The 10,129-nt window shown below is 71.1% G+C and carries 9 protein-coding genes; 3 read left to right on the top strand and 6 right to left on the bottom strand.

What is annotated here, in order from left to right:
• Positions 1 to 48: 48 nt before the first annotated feature.
• Both DSY14_RS24645 and DSY14_RS24650 read right to left on the bottom strand, forming a co-directional pair.
• On the bottom strand, positions 49 to 435 hold the full coding sequence (locus DSY14_RS24645; protein ID WP_211719007.1) for a DUF6507 family protein: 387 nt from the start codon (positions 433 to 435) through the stop codon (positions 49 to 51).
• Positions 432 to 761, bottom strand: coding sequence for a hypothetical protein (locus DSY14_RS24650; RefSeq protein WP_211719008.1), 330 nt, complete (start codon positions 759 to 761; stop codon positions 432 to 434). Before DSY14_RS24650 ends, DSY14_RS24645 begins: the two co-directional genes overlap by 4 nt.
• Positions 762 to 1,315: 554 nt before the next feature.
• Here DSY14_RS24650 and DSY14_RS24655 point away from each other — a divergent pair.
• Positions 1,316 to 1,879 (top strand): hypothetical protein, encoded by a 564-nt coding sequence (locus DSY14_RS24655; RefSeq protein ID WP_211719009.1) that lies wholly within the window; start codon positions 1,316 to 1,318, stop codon positions 1,877 to 1,879.
• Between the two features lie 56 nt (positions 1,880 to 1,935).
• On the opposite strand, the gene DSY14_RS24660 is transcribed toward DSY14_RS24655, so the two are convergent.
• The 4 genes from DSY14_RS24660 to DSY14_RS24675 all read right to left on the bottom strand — a co-directional run bounded on the left by DSY14_RS24660 (position 1,936) and on the right by DSY14_RS24675 (position 6,457).
• Positions 1,936 to 2,874, bottom strand: coding sequence for a VOC family protein (locus tag DSY14_RS24660; RefSeq protein ID WP_211719010.1), 939 nt, complete (start codon positions 2,872 to 2,874; stop codon positions 1,936 to 1,938).
• Between the two features lie 383 nt (positions 2,875 to 3,257).
• Positions 3,258 to 4,565 (bottom strand): metallophosphoesterase family protein, encoded by a 1,308-nt coding sequence (locus DSY14_RS24665; protein ID WP_249188409.1) that lies wholly within the window; start codon positions 4,563 to 4,565, stop codon positions 3,258 to 3,260.
• A 185-nt stretch (positions 4,566 to 4,750) separates the two neighbouring features.
• Entirely contained in the window at positions 4,751 to 5,197 is a 447-nt protein-coding gene (locus DSY14_RS24670) for a MarR family winged helix-turn-helix transcriptional regulator (protein ID WP_211719011.1), read from the bottom strand.
• Positions 5,198 to 6,022: 825 nt separating this feature from the next.
• Positions 6,023 to 6,457 carry a hypothetical protein gene (locus DSY14_RS24675; protein WP_211719012.1) on the bottom strand — a complete coding sequence of 145 codons (435 nt, stop codon included), beginning with the start codon at positions 6,455 to 6,457 and terminating at the stop codon, positions 6,023 to 6,025.
• A 312-nt stretch (positions 6,458 to 6,769) separates the two neighbouring features.
• Here DSY14_RS24675 and DSY14_RS24680 point away from each other — a divergent pair, with 312 nt between their 5' ends.
• Both DSY14_RS24680 and DSY14_RS24685 read left to right on the top strand, forming a co-directional pair.
• Positions 6,770 to 7,459: a glycoside hydrolase family 11 protein gene (locus tag DSY14_RS24680; protein ID WP_211719013.1), complete on the top strand. Its 690-nt coding sequence runs from the start codon at positions 6,770 to 6,772 to the stop codon at positions 7,457 to 7,459.
• Positions 7,460 to 7,839: 380 nt separating this feature from the next.
• Positions 7,840 to 10,129, top strand: a 2,290-nt coding sequence (locus tag DSY14_RS24685) for a rhamnogalacturonan lyase (RefSeq protein WP_211719015.1), incomplete at its 3' end; no start/stop codon positions are given.

The following is a 10,129-nucleotide window of genomic DNA, read 5'->3' on the forward strand; positions in this document are numbered from 1 at the left end:
GGGGGTTCACAGAGCAGGACGAGACTTCGAGGGGAGCCGTGTCCGGGGTCAGACGGGCCGGCCCGCACCGGGCCCCGCCGGGGGTGGCGGTGGCGGTGCCTCCGGATCGGGGATCTCACCCGCACTGGCCTGTGCTTCGGCGGCCATCTCCCGGTCGCCCTCGACGTAGGCGGTGGTGGCCTCACTCGCGCCCTGGACCGCCGAGGCGGTCAACGAGAGCATGCCGCCCAACGCCCCGAAGTGGTGTTCCGCGAACTCACCGATGGCGATTCCGATGGGGGCGCTGTTGATGTGGGAGTTCAGCGAAGTGATCCGCGTCTCCAACTGACTCATGTGACCCAAGAGCCCGGAGGTGCCGCCTTCCTCACCGATGTGTGCGGCCGTCTCCGAGAGCACGGAACCGACCTGGGCCGGGTCGATGGACCAGTCGCTCATGTTCGCGCTCCCCAGGCCTGAGCGCGGAACGCCTGGGGGCGGAACACTTCTTCCTCACCGATCTCGTCGCTCGTCCAGTCGAGTAGCGGAGCCGGCCCCTGGGGCATGCGGGAGACGGAGATCGTGTGCCACATCCGATCCAGGCAGGCCTGGGTGCGCCGCACGTCGGTGGTGCCTCGGTCGCGCATGCGCTCGGCGGCCACGGCGATACGGATCGATGGCCGTAGCGTGCGCTCCGGGTGCCGGTCCTTCTGCTCCCCGATGCGGGGGGTGTCCCCGGTCGAGTGTGTGCTTCCCGTTCCGTCATGAACGAACGCGAACCTCACGGTCCTGCCTTCCCAACGATCGATGTGCGCCTGTCGTCCCGTTGGTCGCCGACGCGGATGCTGTGGTTGTGATTCTGGTGAGTTTTTCTCACGGGTGCACCTTGCTCGTGTGCGAGGTGGCACGTGCGGGTGAGAGTCGTCAGGTCATGGCAGGTCATGGCGATGGAGTGTGGACCTGTGCCCGCCAAGGAGAGTCTGTGGTGACAAGCGCCACATGGCTCGGTGCTGTCCACGTCGCTGAACGGCGATGGCCGGAACCCTTCGTTCGGGGGAGGACGCACCGTCCTCCCGTGTCGGCGCACGAGGTCGGGCGATCCTTGGTTCTCTCTCGAACGGCCCACCGCCTCACTCTGCACCGGCGCGCCGACATTCGGACCCGCCCGGCCGATGGCGGCACGCGGGTTCGTCCGTTTCGGCCTAGGTCAGGACACGGCCCGGGCGACATCGTACGGGTGGGGACCGACGGATGAGTGGGTCGTCGGTGGACGGAGCGGCTCGGGGAGAGCCCGCCCGAGGGTGGCGGCGCGGCGGAGGGCGGGCGGATACTGGGCGCCATGGCGATCATTCACAAGGCGACACTCACCCCGGACAAGCCGACGCTGATCGGCGCGTGGCTGGACGGCCGGTCGTGGGCGGGACACGGGCCCGACGAGGTGCTGGGCACCTACCGGTTCGACGACCCGGACGGTGAGGTCGGGGTGGAGGCGTTCCTGCTCCGGCGCGGGGAGCGCCTGTTCCACATTCCGCTGACCTATCGCGCCGCTCCGCTGGCCGGCCATGAGGCGCACCTCGTCGGCACCCTGGAGCATTCCGTGCTGGGTCCGCGCTGGGTCTACGACGGTACTGAGGACGAGGTGGCCCTCGGCTGCTTCCGTCGGGCGCTCGGCGGTGAGCAGGAGCAGGCGCCGCTGGAGATCTGGGAGGACGGACGCGTGGTGGGCCACCGGCCGCAGCGGGTGCTGATCTCCAGGGAACCCGGCGACGGGGAGGGCGAGGGTGCGCCGTCCGAGGGTGGTCGCGTGCGGCTCCCGCGCGTTCTGGACGGCGCGCCGCAGGGCGCGTGGCTGCTGCGTGCCCGGTGGGAGGGGCAGGAGCGGGTGGTCGCCGCGCTGACCTGAGCCACGCCGAGCACGGGCGCGGCGGCCGGGGTGCGCCCCGGCCGCCGATGTCGAGGTCAGCGCTCCAGGAGTTCGGTGGTGTCGGTGCCGGGCAGGGCGACCGTCACCTGGGTGTCCCACGGGTCGCGGAGTACCACCGAGCGTCCGGTGTCGGCGAATTCCAGACGGCGCTCCCTCAGGCGTGCGACGAGTGCGTCCAGGTCCTCCCGGGAGGGCACGGTGATCGCCACGTCGCCGAGGCCCAGGCCCGCGGCGCGGGGACCCGCGCCGGCGCTGTTCCAGGTGTTCATGGCCACGTGGTGGTGGTAGCCGCCCGCGGCGGCGAACAGCGCGCCGGGGTAGGTGTCCACCGTGGTGGCGAAGCCGATGGCGTCGACGTAGAAGGCCTTCGCGGTCGGGATGTCGCCGACCTGCAGATGGACGTGGCCGACCTTGCCGGCCCGCCCGGGACCCGCCGCGACGGCGCTCTCGTCGAGGTGGGCGTTCAGGTAGGCGTTGGGGTCCAGGTGGAGGGTGGACATCTGGAGCCGACCGTCGACGTACTTCCAGTCCGAACGCCGGCGATCCACGTAGAGCTCGATGCCGTTGCCCTCGGGGTCGGTGAAGTAGAAGGCCTCGCTGACCAGGTGGTCGGAGGAACCGACGAAGCGGCTGCGCGGGTCGCTCGCTGCGCGGTGGACGGTCGCGGCGAGCGCGGCGCGATCCTCGAACAGGAACGCGGTGTGGAACAGCCCGGCTTGGCGCGGGTCGACCTCGGGGAGTTCCGGGGTGGCGATGAGCCGGACCATCGGGGTCGTGCCGCGGCCGAGGACCCGGCGCACCTCGCGGCCGTGGGACCGTTCCTCGATGGGTGCGAGGGCGAGAGCGTTCGCGTAGTACGAGGTCATCGACTCCAGGTCGCCCACGTGCAGGGTGACGGCGTCCATGCCCGTGGCGTCGTTGAGGACGCGCTCGTTCACGGGCGAGGTCGGCCGCGGCTGGGCGGTGTCGGACATGGTGGGCTCCCTGGGGTCGCGCGGAGGTCGCTCTTCGGCCTCGGCCTGTGGTGAACGGTGCCGATCAGTAGAAGGTTGAGCGTTCAAGTTATATTCCCTCGAACGCGAGCGCCGCAGGGCCGCGAGCCCCTTCGCCGCGCATGTGGGCGTGGGCCTTCCTCTGGACGCGGGGTCCACCATGGCGGTGGTCGGTGCTCAACGTCCGGCCGTGGGGAGAGCGGATCCGCCTCCGCCGCTCGGTTCCGCCGCGCCCACGAAGGGGCGCGGATCCTTTCAGTCCGATGTGCGCCCCCACCGTCCGTGACCTCGCCGAAGCCGCTCCGGCCCACACGAACGGGCGGGCCCGCCGGGGCTCGCGCTCCCGACGGGCCCGCCCGGACGGATCAGTACTGGTCGGTGACCAGCTTGCCGTCCTCGTCCTTGTCGATGGTGAAGGCGTCCACGACCGCGCCGTCGGCGGTGGTGGACACGTACTCCAGGGCGGATCCGTCCACCGAGACCGACTGGAAGGTCTGGGTGTCGGTCACCTGGACCCGCGCCTCGGCGCCGTTGGAGGTCCAGTTCTGATCGGTGGCCTGGTACATCTTGGGGCCGGTCACCGCGACCACGTAGACCGGTCCGGTGTGGGCGTCGGGGTCCTCGGTGCGGTTCTCCACCAGGTTGCCCCGGCTGTAGGAGTGGTCGTGTCCCTGCAGGACCAGGTCGACGTCGTACTCCTCCAGCGTGTCCAACCAGGCCTCGCGCAGCGGAGCGTTGTCACGGCCGGGGCTGTTGGAGAACAACGGGTGGTGGAAGGTGACCACGGTCCACTCGTTCGGGTTGTCCTCCAGGGTGTCCACGAGCCAGTCGTTCTGCAGCTCCAGCCACGCGTCGACGTCGTCGACGTCGGCGTCACGGTAGTTGGAGCTCAGGTTGATGAACCGCACCCCCTGGTAGTCCGTGGAGTAGACGGTCTCGGCCAGGTCCACGCCCTCCTGTGGGCCGTTGCCCGCACCCGGGAACTGCAGGGCCCAGTGACCGCTGAGCGCGTTGGAGGCGTACTCGTGATTGCCCGGCGCGGCCACGTGGTTGATGGAGCCGGTGGTCCGCGCGCCGAAGGCGTCGTACCACTCGCCCCACTGCGAGTCGTTGTTCGCGTGGTCGATCAGGTCACCGGCGTGCACGGCCAGTTCGGCGTCGGGGGAGGCCTCCAAGGCCGAGCGGACCACGGGTGCGGCACCCCGGGTGATGTCGTTCTGGATGTCGCCGAAGTAGAGGAAGTCGAAGGGCACCGCCTCGGAGTCGGCGGTGGTGAAGGACTGCCAGCGACCGGCCGCACCCTCGCCCGGGACCACCCGGTAGCGGTACTCGGTGTCGGGCTCCAGGTCCGTGAGGGTGGCACGGTAGTACTGGTGGCCGGCGGTCCCACCGGTGTGCTCGGCGGAGACGGACGTGGTCGCGTAGGCGCCCCGTACCGGGATCACCTCCAAGTGCGAGCCCTCGTCCAGGCCCTCGGTGCGCCAGGTCACGTGCTGGGACGTGGCGAGGTCGTCGGTGGGGGAGAGCAGAACGCGTTCGGGGGCGGTCTGGGCCCAGGCGGTGGAGGGCAGAGCCACCACGGGTGCCGCGGCGAGCGTGCCGAGCGCCAGCAGAGTGAGGGAACGGTGAGCCGTCGAGTGGCGGAGGACCGACATGGTCGGGCTGCTTTCCATGTGGGGGTGGGGACACCGTGAACCTAGCCACCAGAGGGCAACGCTCCGTGAATGCGCCACAGCCGCGGCGGTGCCTGCCGGTGAACGCGGGGCTGCCACGCCGGCGGGAGTGTGCCTGCGCGGGGATGCGCGGGCCGGGACCGTCCCGGCTCACCAGGAGGAGCCCGCGCCGGACGGGAACGGTGTCAGTCGTCGTCGGTGGAGGCGAAGGCATCGCGCAGAACCGTGCCCACTCGCTGGTGGACCTTGTCGGCCTCGGGACCGAACAGGTGAGCGTCCACCGTGGCGGTCGCCTCCTTGGCGGCGTCGAGCAGCCGGGCACCCTCGGGGGTGACCTCGATCGTCGACGCGGAACCGGACCGGGCGGTGTGGTCGCGCACCAGGCCCTTGGCGGTCAGGGTCTTCACCGCGCCGTGCGCGCTCTGCACGGTGATCGCCGACATCCGGGCGAGTTCGCTGAACGACAGTCCGGGGACCGCGGCGATGTGCCCGAGCAGCGCGAGCCTGGACACGGTCAGATCCAGTGGGGCGAGGGCGGCGTTCAGTTCGCTCTCGACCCTGCGCGCCAGGGTCAGAACGAGGATGGAGGGACTGATGTCGGGCGGTCCCGGACGGCTGCTCTCTGTGCTCACGCCCCCAGTCTCTCGTACACGGGCATGAAGCGGGCCCGGCCGACATCGAGTGTGGCCTCACCGCCGGCCCCTACCTCTCGCGTATCGGCGTGGACGTGGACCTACCCGAGCGGTATCGCGAGGTCGCCGCCCGCGCCGCACGTGCCCCGCATACCCCGCGCGCTGGCCCCGCCACGCTGGCCCCGCCACGCGGGCGCCGCGCAAGAAGAACCCGCGCGTGACGTCCGTGGTCTCTGGCGCGCGCACGGGACGCGGGCAGGAGGACGTCGGCCCACCACATGACCTCCGGTCGCGCGCGGGCGCGCACGTGGGGGATTCCGAGCACGGGCATCGGGGCGAACCGCCGGCGACGCTCCCATGGTCTCCCACCCAGGGTGGCCCCGCCGGCGATCGGGTGCGAGGAGAGGTGGACGCACCGGCGTCGCCCACCGCGGAGCGTCGCGGTGACGCCGAGGGCGCACCCTGAGCACCGGGTTCTTCCCCGGCTGGGCGCAGCACCCGCGGTCCCGGCGACGGGGTCGGGTCCGTTCCCGGGGTGGAAGGCGACGGTGGTCGGGGACGGGCATCGGCGTGAGCCGACGGACCGCTGGGGTGCGCGCTCCTGGTCAGGACCCGAGCCCGCATCGCCGGGACCCGTGTCCAGGACACCGGGGGCGCCGGCCGCGGGTGCGCGGCGAGCGACCGGCATCGGACCGTTGCGGCGTTCGCGCACCGGAACGGCCCGGGGCGCCTGTGCCCGGGGGGAAGCGAACGCGGGACGGACTCGAAACGCCGCCCGGGGTCGGCGGTGGAACGGTGGCGGGGCCGCGCCCCGATCCGGGGTTCTCATACGTCCTCCAGGTGGGACAGGTCCACCGCCGGAGCGCTCACATACCGCACGCCCGGCTCGGGCGGGATGGGCTCCCCGGAGGCGGTGTCGGTGCAGAAGGCGTCGAACATCTGCGCCTCGTCGAGGGGGACCAGCGCGCGGTGCCCCACCCACCAACCACGGACCAGTTCGACGAGGACGTCCGTCCCCTCCGACGGGTTCTCCGGGACGTGGTCGGTACGGGTGCGCAGGACCAGGGCGGCCGGGGCCGGATCGGCGACCGCCCGGCGTAGGCGTTCGACCACGGAGGGGTCCTCGACCTCGAACCGATCACCGTCTCGGCGCACGGCGGTGGACATCGGGCGCCGGAGGTTCAGCGTGAGTACGTGGTGGTCGCCGGGCAGATCGTGGAAGAGGCAACGGAGCAGGGCGAGGGTGTCGGTGGAGAGCATGTTTCCAGTCTGCGCCGACCGAGGGGGCCGGATCGGGTTATCCACAGGTCCGATCCGTCGGCGCGGGGTGGTGTGGAGATGCCGCCGAGAGCAGGGGACCGCCCCGCGGGGACGTCGGTGGAACGCCCACGAGTTCGGCCGAAACGGTTCGTAGATCGTTGACTCGCGTTCCCGGCGAACGGATACTTCGGGACACGACGACCCGCCGATCCGCACGGCACGGGCACGTGGTGATCCACGACCGGTCATCGGTGACCCCTCCGTGGCGGTCCGCCCGGCCCTCGGCCCGGTCCCAGCTGGAGGAGCACGACCATGGACGACGGCCCGCGATCCCCGTTCGGCCGCAGGGGCTTCCTCCGTCTCACCGGGGCCGGCGCGCTCGTCGCGGCGGTGCCCTCCCTGATGATGTGCGGTGCCGCGCGCGCCGAGACCATCACCGAGAACCGGACGGGCACCCACGACGGCTACTTCTACTCGTTCTGGACCGATCGCCCCGACTCGGTGTCCATGACCATGGGGCCCGGTGGGTCCTACGGCACCGAGTGGAGCGACAGCGGCAACTTCGTGTGCGGGAAGGGATGGCGGACCGGTGGGCGCAGAAGCGTGACCTACTCGGGCACCTTCAGCCCCTCGGGTAACGGGTATCTGAGCCTGTACGGCTGGACCTCGGACCCGCTCGTGGAGTACTACGTCGTGGACGACATCGGCACCTACCGGCCCGAGGGCGACTTCCGGGGCACGGTGGACAGCGACGGCGGTACCTACGACATCTACCGGACCATGCGGCACGGCGCCCCGTCCGTCGAGGGCGACGACGCGACGTTTCCGCAGTTCTGGAGCGTGCGCCAGACGACGCGGACCGGTGGCACCATCACCACCGGCCACCATTTCGACGCGTGGGAGGCCGCCGGTATGAGCCTGGGCGCGTTCAAGCACTACATGATCCTGGCGACCGAGGGCTACGAGAGCAGCGGTCGCTCCGAGCTCACCGTCGAGGGCTGAGGTCCGCCCGACCACATTGTCCGGCGGTACGGCCTCGCACATTGACCACGAAGGTGCCGGGGTCCGCGTCGAGTGTGCCGGCCGGGTACCGATCCTCACGGGGTCCGACCGCGATCGCTGTGCACCGACCACCCGGTCCGCCACCCCGCACCCCCGCTTCGGCACGGTCCTCACATCGGCCCGCACTCTTGACGGAAAGCGCTTTCCGTGTCACGTTGATCCCCCTCGCACCAGGAGGTGGAACGTTGACCCCCCGCACCCCCGTGCACGTCCCCGTCCTCGTCCGGCTGACCGCGTCGACCGCGGCCGCCCTGCTCGTCCTCCCGGGCGCGGCCGTGGCCGCGACCGAACCCCGCGGCGAGTTCGGCCCCCGACACCTCATGCAACTCGAACGGCTCGACCGCGGGCTGGTCGCCGTGGACACCGACGACGGTGTGCACCTCGCATGGCGCCTGCTCGCCCACGAGGTCACCGGCCACACCGACTCCGGTCTGACCGGCCCCGACTTTCGGGTCTACCGGGACGGTGAGCGCCTCGCGACCGTCACCGACAGCACCAATCTGCTGGACGCCGACGGCGCCCCCGACTCCGAGTACCGGGTCGCCGCGGTGGTGCGCGGACGTGAACAGGACCCCTCCGACTCCGTCACCCCCTGGGCCGACGGGCACCTCGACATCCCCTTGCGAGCGCCCGAGGGCGGCACCACACCCGCGGGGGAGGAGTACACCTACACAGCCAACGACGTCTCCGTCGGCGACATGGACGGGGACGGGCAGTACGAGTTCGTCGTCAAGTGGGACCCGAGCAACTCCAAGGACGTCTCCCAGGTCGGCTACACCGGCAACACCTACATCGACACGTACGCGCTCGACGGGACCCTCCTGCACAGGATCGACCTGGGCGTGAACATCCGCTCCGGCGCCCACTACACCCAGTTCCTCGTCTACGACCTCGACGGTGACGGCCGCGCGGAACTGATGTTCAAGACCGCCCCCGGCACCAAGAGCACCACCTTCGGCGCCGACGGGGAGGTCGTCGAGGAGGAGTACGTCACCCTGCCCGAGGAGGACGTGGCGGCCGGGATCACCCACGACGACGACCATCGCATGAGCGCCGAGGACTACTACGAGCACGTCGTCGACCTGTTCCTCGACTGGCACGCGCACCCCGAGGTGAGGGACGGGAACTGGCCCGCCACGGTGGAGGAGGCGCTCGGCGCCGACGCGGAGTACGACTACCCGCTCTCACGCGGCGACGCCGCCTCCCTCGCCGACCACCTCATGGACGTCTACGCCCCCGAGCGCAGTGGCAACAACCGGCTGCGCGAGTTCGAGGGGTTCATCGTGGACGGACCCGAGTACCTCACCGTGTTCGACGGCCTCACCGGTCAGGAGATCGACACCGTCCGCTACCGGCCCGGTCGCGGGGACGACGGGCTCCTGTGGGGGGACTACGCCATGGCCCGGATCGAGCCGGGCAACCGCGTGGACCGTTTCCTCGCCGGCGTCGCCCACCTGGACGGACGCACCCCGTCGGCGATCTTCGCGCGCGGCTACTACACCCGTTCGGTGGTGGTGGCCCACGACTTCGACGGCGAGCGGATCCGGGAACGCTGGGTGGCCGACAGTGGGCACGTGCCCATGGACAACCCCTTCGACGCCGCACCGCACGGTGGTGTGGGCGGTGATCCCGAGTTCGGCACGCTCGCCGGACAGGGCTTCCACTCGCTGAGCGTGGCCGACGTGGACGGCGACCACCGACAGGAGATCGTCTACGGTGCCGCCACCCTGAACTCCGACGGGTCCCTGCGTTACTCCTCTCACGCCACGTTGCCGCCCGGCAGCGCGGCTCCGGGGGAGAACGTCAAGCTGGGTCACGGGGACGCCATGCACGCGGGTCGCTTCACGCCCGACGGCGGCGTGCGGATCTGGACCGTCCACGAAGGGGCCGGGTGGGCGCCCTACGGCCAGGCCATGCGCGACGCCGACACCGGTGAGGTGTTGTTCGGCGCCTACTCCGGGCGCGACACCGGCCGCGGCATGGTGGGCGACGTCGACCCGGACAGCCCGGGCTACGAGGTGTGGTCGTCGATGCCGCCAGGGCAGGGCGGTGCCGGTGGCCTGTGGTCGGCCGACGGCGAGTACCTGGGGGAGGAGGTCCCGGGCACCAACATGAGCATCCGGTGGGCTGCCGACATGACCACCCAGATCGTCGACGGCGGTGAGGTCGACGGTGTCGCGCGGACCCCCGCCGTCGAGGACTGGACGCGCGGTACCCTGATCCGCGCGGAGGGGACGCTCACCAACAACGGCACCAAGGGCAACCCGGCCTTGGTGGCGGACGTGTTCGGGGACTGGCGTGAGGAACTGGTGTTGCGCACCGACGACGGTACGGCGCTGCGGGTGTACACCTCCACCGAGGTGACCGACCGCAAGCTGCACACCCTCATGCACGACCCCCAATACCGGGTCGGGATCGCCTGGCAGCAGACCACCTACAACCAGCCGACCTACCCCGAGTTCTACCTGGGGTCGGACCTCGACTGGTCGCGGGTGACGGTGCCCCGGCCGCTCTACCCGCGCCTCTTCCGGAAGCGGTCATCCCACGGTGGGACGGGGAAAGGGCGGACTGAGCAGACGCGCCGAACCCCGCCGGTACAGAGCGGCGGGG

Source organism: Nocardiopsis sp. MG754419 (assembly GCF_018207095.1).
Classification (GTDB): Bacteria; Actinomycetota; Actinomycetes; order Streptosporangiales; family Streptosporangiaceae; genus Nocardiopsis.